This is a genomic window from Stenotrophomonas forensis (assembly GCF_028752115.1).
Taxonomy (GTDB): Bacteria; Pseudomonadota; Gammaproteobacteria; order Xanthomonadales; family Xanthomonadaceae; genus Stenotrophomonas; species Stenotrophomonas forensis.
In genome coordinates, this window is record NZ_CP082270.1 from 3,561,477 (window position 1) to 3,578,125 (window position 16,649).

Consider the following 16,649-nt stretch of genomic DNA (forward strand, 5'->3'; position numbering starts at 1 on the left):
TTGGATGTGAAAATACTCAGGTGATGCCCGATCAGTTGATGCTCGAGCCGATTCGCGACGGCTCGAAGCCATCCTTGCAGAACCAGCCCTGGCAGTTCAGCCAGATCAGGAATGCCTTGCCGCGCAGGTTTTCCTCCGGCAGCAGGCCCCAGAAACGGCCGTCATCGCTGTTGTCACGGTTGTCGCCCATCACCAGGTACTTGCCGGCCGGCACGGTCCACTGGCCCTGGCCACGCGGATACTCGGTCTCCAGCACGGTATGGGTGCGGCCCGGCAGGTGCTCGACCAGCAGGTTGGCGCCCTCGCCCTGGCCCTTGTGGCCGGCATAGATGCCCTTGTTGTCGTACTTCAGCGGCTCGCCATTGAGGATCACGCCGTCGCCTTCGAAGACGATGGTGTCACCCGGCACGCCGATCACGCGCTTGATGAAGTTCTCGCCCTTGGCCGGGTCGTTGTCGCTGTGGCCGGGGAAGTGGAACACCACCACGTCGCCACGCGACGGCTCGCCGAACGGCACGATCTTGGTGTTGCTGATCGGCAGGCGCAGGCCGTAGGAGAACTTGTTGACCAGGATGAAGTCGCCGATCAGCAGGTTCGGCATCATCGAGCTGGACGGGATCTTGTACGGCTCGGCGATGAAGCTGCGCACGATCAGCACGATCGCCAGCACCGGGAAGAACGCACGCGAGTAGTCCACCAGCACCGGCTCGGAATCGAGCAGGCCCGCACGCTGGGCGCGGCGCTTGGCGAGGTACAGCTTGTCCGCGAGCAGGATCAGGCCCGAGGCCAGGGTCAGCACGACCAGGAGGATCTCAAACAGTTTCATTCAGGGTCCTTTGCAACGTCACCAGACGACCGGCCCGCAGGGGCCGGTGCGGGCTTACTTGTTGTCCATCTGCAGCACGGCCAGGAACGCTTCCTGCGGGATTTCCACGCGGCCGACCTGCTTCATGCGCTTCTTGCCTTCCTTCTGCTTTTCCAGAAGCTTCTTCTTGCGCGAAACGTCGCCACCATAGCACTTGGCCAGCACGTTCTTGCGCATGGCCTTGACCGTGGTACGGGCGATGATCTGCGAGCCGACCGCGGCCTGGATGGCCACGTCGAACATCTGGCGCGGGATCAGGTCCTTCATCTTCTCGCACAGCTCGCGGCCGCGGCGATCGGCATGGCTGCGGTGCACGATCAGCGACAACGCATCGACCTTGTCGCCGTTGATCAGCACGTCCACACGCACGAACGGGCCGGCGTCGAAACGCACGAAGTGGTAGTCCAGCGAGGCATAGCCACGGCTGACCGACTTCAGCTTGTCGAAGAAGTCCAGCACCACTTCGGCCATCGGCAGCTCGTAGCTGATCTGCACCTGGCTGCCCAGGTAGTTGATGCCGATCTGGCTGCCGCGCTTTTCTTCGCACAGCTTGATGATGTTGCCGATGTACTCCTCGGGGGTGAGCACGTTGGCACGGATGATCGGCTCGCGGATCTCCTCGACCTGGTTCACCGGCGGCAGCTTGGCCGGGTTGTCCATGTTGATGATCGAGCCATCGGTCTTCAGCACCTCATACACCACCGTCGGCGCGGTGCTGATCAGGTCCAGGTTGTATTCGCGCTCCAGGCGCTCCTGCACGATCTCCATGTGCAGCATGCCGAGGAAGCCGCAGCGGAAGCCGAAGCCCATCGCCTCGGAGCTTTCCGGCTCGAAACGCAGCGCGGCATCGTTCAGGCGCAGCTTGTCCAGCGCTTCGCGCAGGTCCGGGTAATCCTCGGCATCGACCGGGAACAGGCCGGCGAACACGCGCGGCTGCATTTCCTGGAAGCCCGGCAGCGGCTTCGGTGCCGGGTCGCCGGCCAGGGTCAGGGTGTCGCCGACCGGCGCGCCGTGCACGTCCTTGATGCTGGCGGTGACCCAGCCCACTTCACCGGCACGCAGCGCCGGCAGCACCTTGCGCTTCGGCGTGAACACGCCGACGTTGTCGACCTGGTGGTTGCGGCCGGTGGACATCACCTGCAGCTTGTCACCGGGCTTGATCTCGCCCTGCATCACGCGCACCAGCGAGACCACGCCCAGGTAGTTGTCGAACCACGAGTCGATGATCAGCGCCTGCAGCTTCTCGGTGTCGCGCGGCGTCGGCGGCGGGATGCGGTGCACGATCGCTTCCAGCACGTCCTGCACGTTCAGGCCGGTCTTGGCGCTGACCGGCACGGCGTCGGAGGCGTCGATGCCGATCACGGCCTCGATTTCGGCCTTGGCGCGTTCGATGTCGGCGGTGGGCAGGTCGATCTTGTTGATCACCGGCACCACTTCCAGACCCTGCTCGACCGCGGTGTAGCAGTTGGCCACCGACTGCGCTTCCACGCCCTGGGCGGCATCGACGACCAGCAGCGCGCCCTCGCAGGCGGCCAGCGAGCGGCTGACTTCATAGGAGAAGTCGACGTGGCCCGGGGTATCGATGAAGTTCAGGTGGTAGGTCTGCCCGTCCTTGGCCAGGTACGGCAGCGACACCGACTGCGCCTTGATCGTGATGCCACGCTCGCGCTCGATCGGGTTGGAGTCGAGCACCTGCGCTTCCATCTCACGGGCCTGCAGGCCACCGCAGAGCTGGATGATGCGGTCGGCCAGCGTGGACTTGCCGTGGTCGACATGGGCAATGATGGAGAAGTTGCGGATGTTCCGCATCGAATCAGAAGACATAGGTGGCGGCGGCGCGCGGCGTCGTCAGGGTAACGGTCGATTATCGCATGCCCGGCGCCTCGCCGCGAAAACGGCCTCGTCGGGCCGGCCCGGAACGGCCGAAGCCCCGCCGGGGCGGGGCTTCGGGGTAGATGGCAGCCGCCGCAGCAGCGGCCCAGACAGGCCTTACTGGCCGGCCTTCACCGCCACGAACGCGCTGTTGCCGTTGCCGGTACGCACCAGCAGCATCACCACATCGTCCTTCTTGTAGCTGGACAGCGCGCGGTTGAGGCCATCCACGCTGCCAACCGGGGTGCGCCCGACCTGCAGGATCACCATGCCCGGAGACAGGCCGGCATCACGCGCCGCCTGGCCCTTGACCCCGGTGATGCGCACGCCCTCGTTGCCGTCCAGGCCGAACTGCTTGCGCTGCGGCGCGGTCAGGTCGCTGACGTCCAGGCCCAGCAGGGCATTGGCCCCGGCCTGCGGCGCCGCATCGGGCTTGGCCGTGGCGGCCGCGCGGGCATTGCCCTGGCCATCTTCACTGAGTGCGGTCAGCGTTGCGCTGAGGTCGCGCGGCTTGCCATCGCGGATCACGCCCAGGGTGACCCGGCTGCCCGGTGCCATCGCACCGATCAGCGGTGGCAGGTCCGACCAGCTGTTGACCGGGCTGCCGTTGACCGAGCGCACCACGTCACCGATCTGTACGCCGGCCTTCTCTGCCGCACTGCCGGCCACGATCTGGTTGACCAGCGCACCACGGCTGTCCGGCAGGCCCAGGCCCTGGGCCTTCAGCGAATCGATCGGTTCGACCACCGCACCCAGCTGGCCACGGGTGACCTTGCCACTCTTCTTGATCTGCTCGACCGCGCTCATCGCCAGGTCGATCGGGATCGCGAAGCTGATGCCCATGTAGCCACCGGAGGCGGAGAAGATCTGCGAGTTGATGCCGACCACTTCACCGCGGGTGTTCAGCAGCGGGCCGCCGGAGTTGCCCTGGTTGATCGCCACGTCGGTCTGGATGAACGGCACGTAGCGCTGGTCGGCGCCACCGGTGCTGCGGCCCAGCGCACTGACGATGCCCGCGGTAACCGAGTGATCAAGGCCGAACGGCGAGCCGATCGCGACAACCCACTGGCCCGGCTTCAGAGTGTTGGAATCCCCCACGCGCACGGTCGGCAGGTTCTTGCCGTCGATCTTCAGCAGGGCCACGTCGTACTGCTGGTCGCTGCCCACCACCTTGGCGTTGAACTCGCGGCTGTCACCCAGCTTCACCTTCACCTCGCTGGCATCGGCCACCACGTGGTAGTTGGTCAGCACATAACCGTCAGGCGAGATGATGAAACCCGAGCCCATGCCGCGGCCCTTGATGCTGGGACCGCCATCCTGGCCACCCGGCCCCTGCCCCGGCATCGGGAAGTCCGGGCCGAAGAAGCGGCGGAAGAACTCGGGCATGTCATCGTCGCCGCCCATCGGGCCCCGCGAGGCCTGGCGGTTGTTGCGCACGATGGTGGTGTCGACGTTGACCACGCCCGGCCCGACCTGTTCGACCAAGTGGGTGAAGTCAGGCAGGCCGGTGACCAGCGGCTGCGCGGGCGCCCGCGGCGCCGCAGCCGGCGCGGGCTGGGTCTGCGCCGCAGGCGCCGGCGCCTGGGCGCAGGCCATCAAGGGAAGGGTCAGGGCCAGCAGGCCGATGGCCTGCGTGCGGAGTCGGGGAGTCATCGGACGGCAACCTCCGGATCGGGTGGAAAGAGGAATACGGGCCCCGCCGACGGCGGGGCGTGAAAGCGCCCGGCTCAGTCGCGCGGGCGCGGCGGCACCGGCAGGTCATCCTGCAGGCGCGGCTCGAACGGGTAGAACGCAGCACCACCGGCGTGGGCCGGGAAGCTGGCATTGAGCGCGCCACCGGCAGCGGGGGCCAGGCTGGAGCGGGGCCACGGTCGCGCCTGCAGTGCTCCCACCTCGCCAAACGGCAGGTTGCGGCTGGCGTTGGCCGGCACCGTCGGGGTCAACGGCGCCTGCGCGGCGGCCACCGCACGCTGCGGGCTGTCATCACGCTGGGCGACGCGCGCGGCCTGCTGGCTGCGGGTCGCGCTGGCGCGACGGCTGTCCTGGCGGCGGCTGGCCGCGGCCATTGCCACCGCCGGCGCAGCCGCCACGGCCATCGTTGCGGTATCCACCGACGCCTCGGTGACCGCAGCCGGGCCGCTCGGCGCCGGCGCCAGTTCAGCCTGGCTGGCGACCACCTGCGGTGCCAGCGGCTCGCCGGGGGCGGCCTCCTGAAGCTTCTCGCCGCCCATGAACAGGGCCACGGCAGCGACCGAGGCGGCCAGTGCGGCACCACCGCCCCAGGCCCGCCAGCCGCTGCGACGCGCCTGGCGGCGCGGCTCGGCCTGCGGTGCCGGTTCGGCCGCGATGGCAGCCGCCACGGCGGCACTGAAGCCGGCCGGGGCCAGTGCCGGGGCCTGCCCGCGCATCACGTCGCCCAGCAGTTGCCAACGTTCCTGGCAACCCGCCAGCTCCGGATCATGCTCCATGCGGCGCAACAGGAAGCGCGCTTCATCGGCGCCCAGCTCGCCGTCGACCAGGGCCGACAGCTGTTCGCGGTGGCGCTGGTCCAGGCGCTGCCCGGCAGGGGATTGATGGTTCTGCGATTCGTTGAACGGATTGCTGGTCAGATTGCTGGTCATACGCGGCTCTTCTCACGGGTGGCGCTGCCGATGTCCAACAGCGGCCGGAGTTCGGTGTCGATCGCCTCGCGCGCCCGGAAGATCCGTGAACGCACGGTGCCGATCGGGCACCCCATCTTCTGCGCGATATCCTCGTAGCTCAGGCCTTCCACCTCGCGCAGGGTGATCGCCAACCGGAGTTCCTCCGGCAGCGCGTTGACGGCCTTCATCACCGTCTGTTCCAGCTCCTGGCGCATCAACTCGCGTTCGGGCGTGTCGGTGTCGCGCAGGCGCGTGCCGCTGTCGAACTGTTCGGCGTCGCCGATGTCGATGTCATCGGTCGGCGGCCGTCGATTGTGTGAAGCCAGGTAGTTTTTGGCGGTATTCACGGCGATTCGATGCAACCAGGTTGAGAACTGGGCATCACCACGGAAACTTCCGATCGCGCGGTACGCACGGATGAAAGTGTCCTGGGCGACGTCCTGACATTCGCTCCAGTCGGCGATGTAGCGACCGACGAGGGCCACGACCCGATGCTGGTACTTGCGTACCAGGACATCGAACGCCGCGCTCTCACCGCGCTGCACACGCCGGACCAGTTCCAGATCCAGCTCCTGTGGTGTATCAACCTCGGCCATGAGGGGCCGCACTCCTGTCAGCCCAACCGACGTCGGGCAATGAGACTGCCAATCCCGGGAAAAGTTCAGTCGCCGATCACCCGGCGCCGCACCAGCTTTTAACCACCGTTCCGTTAGCGTCCCGGTCCACGGCCATGGATCCGGGGTCGCCACTCCCCTGCTATTGGGATTTGACGCGGGGGAAACAACCTCTGGATCATAGCCGCTTCTCCATACACAACCGGATGGAACGTCCATGCTTTCAGGCTTCGATGGTCTCCGCTTCAGCCACTGGCACCCCGAGATCCGCGACGACGGCGTGGTGGTTCTCTCCCTGGATCGTCAGGACAGCAGCGTCAACGCGATGTCGCAGGACGTGCTGCTGGAACTGGGCGACCTGCTTGAGCGCATCGCGCTGGACCCGCCGAAGGGCGTGGTGATCCAGTCGCTGAAGAAGGCCGGCTTCATTGCCGGTGCGGACCTGAAGGAATTCCAGGAATTCGACCGCCGCGGCACCGTCAACGATGCGATCCGCCGCGGCCAGGCCACCTACCAGAAGCTGGCCGAGCTGCCCTGCCCGACCGTGGCGGCCATCCACGGCCACTGCCTGGGCGGCGGTACCGAGCTGGCGCTGGCCTGCCGCTACCGCGTGGCCTCCAATGACACCAGCACCCGCATCGGCCTGCCGGAAACCCAGCTGGGCATCTTCCCGGGCTGGGGCGGCAGCGCGCGCCTGCCGCAGCTGGTGGGCGCCCCGGCGGCGATGGACATGATGCTGACCGGCCGTACCCTGTCGGCCTCGGCGGCACGCGGTATCGGCCTGGTCGACAAGGTGGTGGCGCCGGCGGTCGTGCTCGACACCGCCGTCGCGCTGGCGCTGTCCGGCACCACCCGTCCGTTCAAGCAGCGTGCGCTGGCCTGGGCCACCAATACCTGGCCGGCACGCCAGCTGCTGGCGCCGCAGATGGTCAAGCAGGTCGCGCGCAAGGCCAAGAAGGACCAGTACCCGGCGCCGTACGCGCTGATCAGCACCTGGCAGCGCAGCGGCGGCAAGCCGATCCAGGCGCGCCTGGATGCCGAACGCCGCGCAGTGGTGAAGCTGGCCAGCACGCCGACCGCGCGCAACCTGATCCGCATCTTCTTCCTGACCGAACGCCTGAAGGGCCTGGGCGGCGGTGATTCCGGCATCCGGCACGTGCACGTGGTCGGTGCCGGCGTGATGGGCGGCGACATCGCTGCGTGGGCCGCCTACAAGGGCTTCGAAGTGACCCTGCAGGACCGCGAGCAGCGATTCATCGACCCGGCCATGGAGCGTGCGCAGGCACTGTTCGCCAAGAAGGTGCGCGACGACAGCAAGCGCCCGGCGGTGGCCGCGCGCCTGCGTGCCGACCTGGACGGCAACGGCGTGGCCGAGGCCGATCTGGTGATCGAGGCCATCATCGAGAACCCGGAGGCCAAGCGTGCGCTGTACCAGACGCTGGAGCCGAAGATGAAGCACGACGCGTTGCTGACCACCAACACCTCGTCGATTCCGCTGGTGGAACTGCGCGACCACATCCAGCGCCCAGCGCAGTTCGCCGGCCTGCACTACTTCAACCCGGTGGCGCAGATGCCGCTGGTGGAAATCATCCATCACGACGGCATGGCGCCGGAGACCGAGCGCCGCCTGGCCGCGTTCTGCAAGGCACTGGGCAAATTCCCGGTGCCGGTGGCCGGCAGCCCGGGCTTCCTGGTCAACCGCGTGCTGTTCCCGTACATGCTGGAAGCGGCCACCGCGTATGCCGAAGGCATTCCGGGCCCGGTGATCGACAAGGCCGCGGTGAAGTTCGGCATGCCGATGGGCCCGATCGAACTGATCGACACCGTCGGCCTGGACGTGGCCGCCGGTGTCGGCCGCGAGCTGGCGCCGTTCCTGGGCCTGCAGATTCCGGCGGCGCTGCAGACGGTGGAACCGGACAAGCGCGGCAAGAAGGATGGCCAGGGCATCTACACCTGGGAGAACGGCAAGCCGAAGAAGCCGGACGTGGCCAGCGATTACCAGGCCCCGGCCGACCTGGAGGACCGCCTGATCCTGCCGCTGCTGAACGAGGCGGTGGCCTGCCTGCACGAAGGCGTGGTGGCCGACGCGGACCTGCTGGATGCCGGCGTGATCTTCGGTACCGGCTTCGCACCGTTCCGCGGCGGTCCCATCCAGCACATCCGTGCGGTGGGTGCCGATGCGATCGTCGAGCGGCTGAAGGCGTTGCAGCAGCGCCATGGCGATCGTTTCGCGCCGCGCCCGGGCTGGGACAACCCGGCCCTGCGCGAACCGGTGGTGTGAGTTGATCGGCCGGGCCTGCGGCCCGGCACTCGCTGGATCAAAAGCCAACGCCAGAGCCAGAGCCAGAGCCGGAGCAACAGCCGGCTCTGGCTTTTCTGTTTGGGTGGGCGGGGCGGTGTCGGGTTGCGGGGACGCCGTGAACCCATCCCTGGGGGCTTGGCCGCGGCATCCATGCCGCGGACACCCCGCAACCCGACACCGCCCCACCCCCGACAGTTTCCCGATGACGGTGGGTGAACTACGAACCCGGTAGCTGTCGACCTTGGTCGACACCTGAGCGAAGCGACCGGCGTTTGATTTTGATTTTGATTTTCTTTTTTCTTCTCCGTGGCTGGACGCCCACGGAAACTGTCAGAGGCCGGGCGGGTGGGTTGCGCAGGACCGTTGGCGCCATGGATGGCGCCATCGAGCCCCCATGGGTGAGGGCGCTTTGCTTGCGAAGCACTGCTTCGCAAGCGCCCGAACGCACAGCCGCCAGCGGCTGGGCCGGACCCCGGAGGGGGGTTTACGGCGTGTCCTGCGCAACCCACCCGCCCGGCCAAACACGAGATACGCATTGCGCGTCCAGCCACGAGGGGCTGCGCCGTTGGCTGGAACAACCTGTTACCCATACGGGGCATGCCCCCGTCACAGCTGCATGCGATGCTGACCACCTGATCCCTGCCAGCGAGAACGCCCGCATGACCACCATCATCGCCCCGCGCGTGCACGACATCGGCGGACTCGAAGTCCGTCGCGCCGTCCCGACCCTGCAGGCACGCAGCATCGGTTCGTTCGTGTTCGTCGACCAGATGGGCCCGGCGCTCATGCATCCCGGTACGGCCATCGACGTGCGCCCGCATCCGCATATCGGCCTGGCCACCGTCACCTACCTGTGGTCGGGCGCCATCGGCCACCGCGACACGCTGGGCTCGGACCAGGTGATCCGTCCCGGTGACGTCAACTGGATGACTGCCGGCCGCGGCATCGCCCATTCCGAACGCACGCCGCAGCCCGACCGTGATCACGACAACCCGATCCACGGCATGCAGACCTGGGTCGCGTTGCCGAAGTCGCATGAAGAGATTGAGCCGGCGTTCTACCACCATGCCGCTGCCACCCTGCCCGAGCAGCGCCGCAAGGGTGCCTGGCTGCGGGTCATCGCCGGCCGCGCCTACGGCGAGGAGTCGCCGGTGAAGGTGTTCGCCGACACGCTCAACGTGGCGATCGACCTCGACCCGGATGCGGAGATCGATATCGACAATGGCCACCGCGAGCGCGCGCTGTACATCCTCGAAGGCGACGCGCAGCTGGATGGCGTGGACGTGCCCGCCCAGCACCTGATCATTCCCGAGGCAGGCGCCGTCGGCCGCCTGCGCGCGAAGACCCCGGTGAAGGCGATGCTGTTCGGCGGCGAACCGCTGGATGGCCCGCGCCACCTGTGGTGGAACTTCGTGTCCAGTTCGAAGGAGCGCATCGAGCAGGCCAAGCACGACTGGGAAGCCGGCCGCTTCGGCACCATCCCCGGCGACGACAAGGAGTTCATCCCGCTGCCGCAGTACTGAACATCGCGTGTTGCACACATCCGAAGGTGTATCCCTGCACCCGGCGTTGACGCTACAGTCACCCGCTGATCACTGAAATGTGACATAAATCACACTTTCACCGTCAAAGGAGTGCAACACATGAGCATGGGTAAACGCTTGTCCGCCGAGTTCCTCGGCACGTTCTGGCTGGTTCTGGGTGGCTGCGGCAGCGCGGTGCTGGCCGCCAAGTTCGGCGGTGACGGCAATCCGCTGGGTATCGGATTCCTCGGCGTGGCGCTGGCCTTCGGCCTGACCGTGGTGACTGGCGCCTATGCGTTCGGCCACATCTCCGGCGCGCATTTCAATCCGGCGGTCAGCGTCGGTCTGTGGGCCGGTGGCCGCTTCCCGACCAAGGACCTGGTGCCCTACATCATCGCCCAGGTCGCTGGCGGCCTGCTGGCGGGCTTCATCCTGCTGCAGATCGCCTCCGGTGCCAGTGGCTTCGCCATTGATGGCAGCCAGGCCGGTGCATTTGCCAGCAACGGCTACGGCGCGCTGTCGCCGGGGGGCTACAGCGTGGCAGCCGCCTTCCTGTGCGAAGTGGTACTCACTGCGGTGTTCCTGATCGTGATCATGGGCTCCACCCATGGCAAGGCACCGGCCGGCTTCGCGCCGCTGGCGATCGGCCTGTCGCTGACCCTGATCCACCTGATCAGCATCCCGGTGACCAACACCTCGGTGAACCCGGCCCGCTCCACTGCGGTGGCGTTCTTCGCCGGCAGCGGTGCGGTCAGCCAGCTGTGGCTGTTCTGGGTCGCCCCGCTGCTGGGCGGCGCGATCGGCGGCATCATCTACAAGTGGATCGGCAACGACCGCTGAGGCCTGTGCGGACCATTGCGGCCGACCATCGGCCGCAATGGTTACGCTTGTAACCGCAATTTGTGCGATCGCTCACGTTCCGTTAAGGTTGAGTTGACCGTCCGTGCACATGCCGGGCGGGGTGGCATCCGGGGATGGGATGCCAACGCCCCCATCCATCGGGCGGCGCCAAACGACACACCACCTTGGGGGATGCATGAAGTTCGCGCCTGTAGTGTTGTCGAGCCTGCTGTTCGCCGTGGCCCAGGCCGCCGCGCAGGCTCCCACCGAATGTCCTTCGCTGCCCGCCAGCAGCGGCCTGCAATGGCAGCAGCAGGCGCAGGCCGATTTCCTGGTCTGCCGCGCCAGCACCGGCGACGGCCGCGAAGTGCTGAGCCTGATGCTCAGTGCACGTGATCCGTCCATTCCACTGAACCGTTCGCTGCGCCAGGAAAAGGGCAGCTTCGGCGGTGAATCACTCTACTGGTACCAGCCCGACCTCGGCGGCCAGCAGCCGCCCGGCTATGCCGAGCGGCGGATCAGCGTGGTCAAGCTCGACAAAGGGCGTTACGCGCAGATTTCGCTGTATCCGGACAGCCCGCAGGAACTGGGCTCGCTGCAGCAGCTGGCGCAGGGCATGAGCCTGACGCCGTCGGCCGTGGCCGCCGGGCGCTGACCGTGATGGGGATGACTGCCTGGCAGCATCCCCGCAATGCGGCCCGATCCGACGGTAGTGCCGGCCGCTGGCCGGCACCCCGATCCGCCATGACCTCACGCAGTGGCCGGCCAGCGGCCGGCCCCTCCTCAGAACCTGCCTTCCTGGAAATCGACGAAGGCCTGCATCAGCTCCTGACGTGTGTTCATCACGAACGGGCCGTGCCGCATCACCGGCTCGCGCAGCGGACGGCCGGCCACCAGGATCAACCGCGCGCCATCACGGCCGGCCGAGATGTGCAGCTGCTCGCCACCGCCCAGCACCGCCAGTTCCTGGCGCGCCACGTCACGCGCGGCGTCCTGCTCGCCCACCGTCATCGCACCTTCGAATACATAGGCAAACGCGTTGTGCCCTTCCGGCAGTGCGTAGGTCCAGGCGCGGTCGGGCGCCAGCGAGATGTCCAGGTAGAGCGGATCGGTGGCCGGCTGCACGATCGGCCCGCGGGTACCGTCGACGCTGCCGGCAATCACCTTCACCTCCACGCCGGCGGCCGGCTGCACCCGCGGAATGCGCTCGGGCGCGAACTCCTGGTACTTCGGCTCGGTCATCTTGTCCTTCGCCGGCAGATTCACCCACAGCTGGAAACCGCGCATCTGCCCGCTTTCCTGTTCGGGCATCTCCGAATGCACCAGGCCGCGCCCCGCCGTCATCCACTGCACGCTGCCCGGGGTCAGCAGGCCTTCGTTGCCGTGGTTGTCGCGGTGCCGCATGCGCCCGTCGAGCATGTAGGTCACCGTCTCGAAACCACGGTGCGGATGCTCCGGGAAACCTGCGATGTAGTCCTCGGCGCGGTCGGTGCCGAATTCATCGAGCAGCAGGAACGGATCCAGGTCGGGCAGCGTCGGGCCACCGATGACGCGGGTCAGGCGCACGCCGGCACCATCGGAGGTGGGCATGCCACGGATGGTGCGCAGTACGCGGACCGGTTCGGGAAAGCTCATGGCGACTCCTGTTGGATGGATGCCCCTGAAGATGGACGCCACACGGCCGGACGCCAATGGACGGCTCCGCAACCGATTGTTCCATCGCTGATGTTCGCTGCACGTCAGCATTCCCTTCGTACGACCAAAGTACTACCGCAGATTCGTCCTGTGCCAATTGACCGTGTCGAGGGCAAGCAGGACTCTTTGTCTGTCTTTCCGGGAGAGAGCACCTCATGAAAGGGTTTTCCAAACTGGGCTGGGCGGTACTCGCCCTGCTCGGCGCGTTCTGTCTGGGCACCGTGGCGCTGCGTCGCGGCGAACACATCAATGCCCTGTGGATCGTCGTCGCGGCGGTGTCGCTGTACCTCGTCGCCTATCGCTTCTACAGCCTGTTCATCGCCAACAAGGTGATGCAGCTCGATCCAACCCGGGCCACTCCGGCGGTGATCAACAACGATGGCCTGGACTACGTGCCGACCAACAAGCACGTGCTGTTCGGCCACCACTTCGCCGCCATCGCCGGCGCCGGCCCGCTGGTCGGCCCGGTGCTGGCCGCGCAGATGGGCTACCTGCCCGGCCTGCTGTGGCTGGTGGTGGGCGTCGTGCTGGCCGGCGCGGTGCAGGACTTCATGGTCCTGTTCCTGTCCAGCCGCCGCAATGGCCGTTCGCTGGGTGACCTGGTGCGCGAGGAGATGGGCCAGGTGCCTGGCACCATCGCCCTGTTCGGCGCCTTCCTGATCATGATCATCATCCTGGCCGTGCTGGCGATGGTGGTGGTCAAGGCACTGGCCGAGAGCCCCTGGGGCATGTTCACGGTGATCGCAACGATGCCCATCGCGATCCTGATGGGCGTGTACATGCGCTACATCCGCCCCGGCAAGATCGGCGAGATCTCGATCGTTGGCCTGATCCTGCTGCTGGCCGCGATCTGGTTCGGCGGCAAGGTCGCGGCCGACCCGACCTGGGGCCCGGCGTTCACCTTCACCGGCACCCAGATCACCTGGATGCTGATCGGCTATGGCTTTGTCGCTTCGGTGCTGCCGGTGTGGCTGCTGCTGGCACCGCGTGACTACCTGTCGACCTTCCTCAAGATCGGTACGATCATCGCGCTGGCCATCGGCATCCTCGTGGTGATGCCGGAACTGAAGATGCCGGCGCTGACCCAGTTCGCCGCCAGCGGTGACGGCCCGGTGTGGAAGGGCGGCATGTTCCCGTTCCTGTTCATCACCATCGCCTGCGGTGCGGTGTCCGGCTTCCATGCGCTGATTTCCTCCGGCACCACGCCGAAACTGCTGGCCAATGAAGCGCACATGCGCTACATCGGCTACGGCGGCATGCTGATGGAATCGTTCGTGGCGGTGATGGCGCTGGTGGCGGCTTCGATCATCGATCCGGGCATCTACTTCGCGATGAACAGCCCGGCGGCGGTGATCGGCCCGGATGTGGCGTCGGCCGCGCACTACATCACCAATACCTGGGGCTTCACCATCACCCCGGAACAGCTGACCGCCACGGCAGCAGCGATCGGCGAGCCGACCATCCTGCACCGCGCCGGTGGCGCACCCACGCTGGCGGTGGGCATCGCGCAGATCCTGCACCAGGCGATTCCAAGCAGCAGCGACGCAATGATGGCGTTCTGGTACCACTTCGCGATCCTGTTCGAAGCGTTGTTCATCCTGACCGCGGTGGACGCCGGCACCCGTGCCGGGCGCTTCATGCTGCAGGACCTGCTGGGCAACTTCGTGCCAGCGTTGAAGAAGACCGAGTCGTGGACCGCCAACATCATCGGCACCGCCGGCTGCGTGGCGCTGTGGGGCTATCTGCTGTACACCGGCGTGGTCGATCCGTTCGGTGGCATCCAGACCCTGTGGCCGCTGTTCGGCATCTCCAACCAGATGCTGGCCGGCATCGCGCTGATGCTGGGCACGGTGGTGCTGTTCAAGATGAAGCGTGACCGCTACGCGTGGGTCACCGCGGTGCCGGCGGTGTGGCTGCTGATCTGCACCACCTACGCCGGCTTCATCAAGATCTTCGACAGCAACCCGGCGCAGGGCTTCCTGGCACAGGCGCACAAGTTCCAGGCGGCGCTTGCCAGCGACACCATCACCGCGCCGGCCAAGTCGGTGGCGCAGATGAAGCAGATCGTGGTCAACGCCTACGTCAATACCGGGCTGACCGCGCTGTTCCTGCTGGTGGTGGGGGCGGTGCTGGTGTATTCGATCAAGACCATCCTGGCCGCCCGCCGCAACCCGCAGCGCAGCGACCGCGAGCCCCCGTACGTGGCGCTGAAGCCACATGAAATGGTGGATCTGTGATGAGCACGCAACTGGTTCCCGCCGGCCAGTACCAGGCGCACCGCCGCATCTGGCGGCGCCTGGTGCAGACCGCTCGGCTGTGCTGTGGCATTCCTGATTACGACAACTATGTCCGGCACATGCTGGAGAAGCATCCGGACCAGGAGCCGATGGACTACAAGACGTTCTTCCGTGAGCGGCAGGAAGCGCGATATGGCGGCCGCAATGGCGGTCGATGCTGCTGAGGTGAAAGTGGGTGGCGGGCTTGCAGCCCGCCGCCCGCCGCCCGCCGATTCAACTTCAACTGCAACTGCAAGAGCGTCGGCTCTGGGTTTCTGTTTGGTTGGCGGGGCGGTGTGGGCTTGCAGGACACGCCGTAAACCCTTCCATGGGGGCTCGATGGCGCCATCCATGGCGCCAACGGTCCTGCAAGCCCACACCGCCCCACCTCTGACAGATTGCCGGTGACGGCGAGACACATGCGGGGTCAGATCCGTTTCCCGAAGGAAACGGATCTGACCCCATTTTGTTTATCGATATCTGACAGATGTGCCGACCAACGGTCGGCACCCACCAACAGCCGCGTGAACCTGTCGAAGGCGGGGCACTGTGGGTGTGCGGGGTGTGAGCCGCATGGATGCGGCGACCAAGCCCCCATGGATGGGTTTACGGCGTCCCCGCACACCCACAGTGCCCCGCCAACCCACGGAATGCCGCTTCGGCTTTTGACGTTGCCGTTGATTGAAGCGGGTGCAGGGCTGCAAGCCCTGCCGGCCTACTCCACCAGGGTAATGGGAGTGAGCGTGACCTTGGCGTTGTTCGCTGCTCCCATGCGATCGGTGTACGCCTGCCCGCGTTGGACAAGATAGAAGCTGTCCAGGTAATCGATGTCGTTGGAAAACCACGACGACGGCATCGCCTTGAGGATCGCGCCGGCAATATCGGCGATGACCGCATACTCCGGTGCGAACGCACCCAGCGCTGCCTTCACACCGTTGCTCAACGCCACCAGCAGGTCCTGGTAGTTGGTGTCACCGTCATCCTCGAACAACTGCACGTTGGCGGCGTTGAACCGATAGTTGCCCCACAGCACCAGCGCCTGCTGCGGCGTGTAGTCGGTCTTGTCATGGTCCAGGTAGGGCATGTCGACCGTGGCCATCTCCGGCTCCGCCTTGCCGATCTGCAGCCCGGACACCACCGCGAACACCTCCGCCGCGCCCAGCGCCCACGGCTCCTGGTCGTCGGCCAGGCGGATGCGGTCCAGCCGGGTGATGTCCAGTGATGCACGCGCGCCATCGTCCGACAGCTGGATGCGCTCGGGCGATTGCAGGCCCCGTGCGCGCAGGCCGGCGTTGACCAGCGCCATGCCTTCCTGCACCGAGCGGCGGGTATCGACATCGACGATCAAGACCGGGAATGCCGGTGCCTGCCTTGCGTCCAGCACATGCGCGCGGCCCTGCGCGTCGTAGGCCGTCAGCGTGGTCCAGTCACGATCATTGCCCCGTGGCAGGCTGGCCACCCACAACTGGCGCGGCGCGATGTCGGCCAGCGACTGGCCGTCCGGCACGTAGGCGCGCAGCTGCAGCAGCCCTGCGCCCTGCGCTGGCAAGCCCTTGGCCCGGCGCAGCTGCTGATCGTTGCTGGTCAGCGAGACGCTGGCCTGGGTGCGGACGCCCGGGTCGAAGCGCTCCATCACGGCGTCCAGTGCCACGCCCCGTTCCGGTGAGGCCGCCAGCGTGGTGCGCACGGCCTCGGCGAAGCCGGGTTGGGCAATCAATCCCGCCACCTCACGCGCACTGGCCTCGGTTACGGCCTGTATCTGAGCACCACGCGTGGCAGCATCGCCTTGCGCAGCTGCCCCGGCGCTGGCCAACAGCAGTGCCAGCAGCGTGGTCCCCCCAATCATCCGTCGATGCGTCATTCCAGCCCCCAGGCAACGTCGCTCTGGATGAGCGACAGGTGCTGCCTACGCTACGACGCGGTCACCATACGATCCGGTATGTACCGCACAGTTCTGCCTGCGGCCTGAAAAAAGCAGAGCCGAGCATCGGCTCGGCTCTACACGGGATCGCGATGCCAG

General features: G+C 66.8%; 13 protein-coding genes. 6 read left to right on the top strand and 7 right to left on the bottom strand.

All coding sequences use genetic code 11. The features are described from left to right. Positions 1-31 precede the first annotated feature (31 nt). The 5 genes from lepB to rpoE all read right to left on the bottom strand — a co-directional run bounded on the left by lepB (position 32) and on the right by rpoE (position 5,975). The gene (gene lepB, locus K5L94_RS16540; protein ID WP_180880303.1) at positions 32-826 is read right to left on the bottom strand and encodes a signal peptidase I; all 795 of its coding nucleotides are present in this window, start codon (positions 824-826) and stop codon (positions 32-34) included. 54 nt (positions 827-880) lie between these two features. Continuing rightward, complete coding sequence (gene lepA, locus K5L94_RS16545) at positions 881-2,674, bottom strand: translation elongation factor 4 (RefSeq protein ID WP_040007303.1); 1,794 nt, start codon at positions 2,672-2,674, stop codon at positions 881-883. 180 nt (positions 2,675-2,854) lie between these two features. Continuing rightward, entirely contained in the window at positions 2,855-4,390 is a 1,536-nt protein-coding gene (locus K5L94_RS16550; protein WP_053450481.1) for a DegQ family serine endoprotease, read from the bottom strand. A gap of 74 nt (positions 4,391-4,464) precedes the next feature. After that, positions 4,465-5,346 carry a sigma-E factor negative regulatory protein gene (locus K5L94_RS16555; RefSeq protein ID WP_274512638.1) on the bottom strand — a complete coding sequence of 294 codons (882 nt, stop codon included), beginning with the start codon at positions 5,344-5,346 and terminating at the stop codon, positions 4,465-4,467. 8 nt (positions 5,347-5,354) lie between these two features. Then, positions 5,355-5,975, bottom strand: a complete 621-nt coding sequence (gene rpoE, locus K5L94_RS16560; protein WP_006462516.1) for an RNA polymerase sigma factor RpoE — start codon at positions 5,973-5,975, stop codon at positions 5,355-5,357. Positions 5,976-6,210: 235 nt separating this feature from the next. Here rpoE and K5L94_RS16565 point away from each other — a divergent pair, with 235 nt between their 5' ends. The 4 genes from K5L94_RS16565 to K5L94_RS16580 all read left to right on the top strand — a co-directional run bounded on the left by K5L94_RS16565 (position 6,211) and on the right by K5L94_RS16580 (position 11,313). Next, positions 6,211-8,274 carry a 3-hydroxyacyl-CoA dehydrogenase NAD-binding domain-containing protein gene (locus K5L94_RS16565; RefSeq protein WP_049456079.1) on the top strand — a complete coding sequence of 688 codons (2,064 nt, stop codon included), beginning with the start codon at positions 6,211-6,213 and terminating at the stop codon, positions 8,272-8,274. Positions 8,275-8,954: 680 nt separating this feature from the next. Beyond that, positions 8,955-9,818 (top strand): pirin family protein, encoded by an 864-nt coding sequence (locus K5L94_RS16570; RefSeq protein WP_053450482.1) that lies wholly within the window; start codon positions 8,955-8,957, stop codon positions 9,816-9,818. Positions 9,819-9,938: 120 nt separating this feature from the next. Beyond that, positions 9,939-10,658: an aquaporin Z gene (gene aqpZ, locus K5L94_RS16575; RefSeq protein WP_006462519.1), complete on the top strand. Its 720-nt coding sequence runs from the start codon at positions 9,939-9,941 to the stop codon at positions 10,656-10,658. 196 nt (positions 10,659-10,854) lie between these two features. Next, positions 10,855-11,313: a hypothetical protein gene (locus K5L94_RS16580; RefSeq protein WP_008266318.1), complete on the top strand. Its 459-nt coding sequence runs from the start codon at positions 10,855-10,857 to the stop codon at positions 11,311-11,313. A 128-nt stretch (positions 11,314-11,441) separates the two neighbouring features. Here K5L94_RS16580 and K5L94_RS16585 read toward each other — a convergent pair whose 3' ends face one another. Beyond that, positions 11,442-12,293 (bottom strand): pirin family protein, encoded by an 852-nt coding sequence (locus K5L94_RS16585; protein WP_274510885.1) that lies wholly within the window; start codon positions 12,291-12,293, stop codon positions 11,442-11,444. Positions 12,294-12,508: 215 nt separating this feature from the next. On the opposite strand from K5L94_RS16585, the gene K5L94_RS16590 reads away from it, so the two are divergent. Further along, complete coding sequence (locus K5L94_RS16590) at positions 12,509-14,590, top strand: carbon starvation CstA family protein (RefSeq protein WP_274510886.1); 2,082 nt, start codon at positions 12,509-12,511, stop codon at positions 14,588-14,590. After that, on the top strand, positions 14,590-14,814 hold the full coding sequence (locus K5L94_RS16595) for a YbdD/YjiX family protein (protein WP_005410613.1): 225 nt from the start codon (positions 14,590-14,592) through the stop codon (positions 14,812-14,814). The genes K5L94_RS16590 and K5L94_RS16595 overlap by 1 nt, the downstream gene beginning before the upstream one ends. A 530-nt stretch (positions 14,815-15,344) precedes the next feature. Here the strand turns inward: K5L94_RS16595 and K5L94_RS16600 are convergent. Next, entirely contained in the window at positions 15,345-16,475 is a 1,131-nt protein-coding gene (locus K5L94_RS16600; protein WP_274510887.1) for a DUF3103 family protein, read from the bottom strand. Between the last annotated feature and the right edge of the window lie 174 nt (positions 16,476-16,649).

Excerpts from the sequence above, each read along its gene's own strand:
- rpoE (WP_006462516.1), bottom strand. The coding sequence starts at position 5,975 with ATGGCCGAGGTTGATACACCACAGGAGCTGGATCTGGAACTGGTCCGG.
- lepA (WP_040007303.1), bottom strand. The coding sequence starts at position 2,674 with ATGCGGAACATCCGCAACTTCTCCATCATTGCCCATGTCGACCACGGC.
- K5L94_RS16595 (WP_005410613.1), top strand. The coding sequence starts at position 14,590 with ATGAGCACGCAACTGGTTCCCGCCGGCCAGTACCAGGCGCACCGCCGC.
- K5L94_RS16580 (WP_008266318.1), top strand. The coding sequence starts at position 10,855 with ATGAAGTTCGCGCCTGTAGTGTTGTCGAGCCTGCTGTTCGCCGTGGCC.
- K5L94_RS16600 (WP_274510887.1), bottom strand. The coding sequence starts at position 16,475 with ATGATTGGGGGGACCACGCTGCTGGCACTGCTGTTGGCCAGCGCCGGG.
- aqpZ (WP_006462519.1), top strand. The coding sequence starts at position 9,939 with ATGAGCATGGGTAAACGCTTGTCCGCCGAGTTCCTCGGCACGTTCTGG.
- K5L94_RS16590 (WP_274510886.1), top strand. The coding sequence starts at position 12,509 with ATGAAAGGGTTTTCCAAACTGGGCTGGGCGGTACTCGCCCTGCTCGGC.
- K5L94_RS16550 (WP_053450481.1), bottom strand. The coding sequence starts at position 4,390 with ATGACTCCCCGACTCCGCACGCAGGCCATCGGCCTGCTGGCCCTGACC.
- K5L94_RS16570 (WP_053450482.1), top strand. The coding sequence starts at position 8,955 with ATGACCACCATCATCGCCCCGCGCGTGCACGACATCGGCGGACTCGAA.
- lepB (WP_180880303.1), bottom strand. The coding sequence starts at position 826 with ATGAAACTGTTTGAGATCCTCCTGGTCGTGCTGACCCTGGCCTCGGGC.
- K5L94_RS16565 (WP_049456079.1), top strand. The coding sequence starts at position 6,211 with ATGCTTTCAGGCTTCGATGGTCTCCGCTTCAGCCACTGGCACCCCGAG.
- K5L94_RS16585 (WP_274510885.1), bottom strand. The coding sequence starts at position 12,293 with ATGAGCTTTCCCGAACCGGTCCGCGTACTGCGCACCATCCGTGGCATG.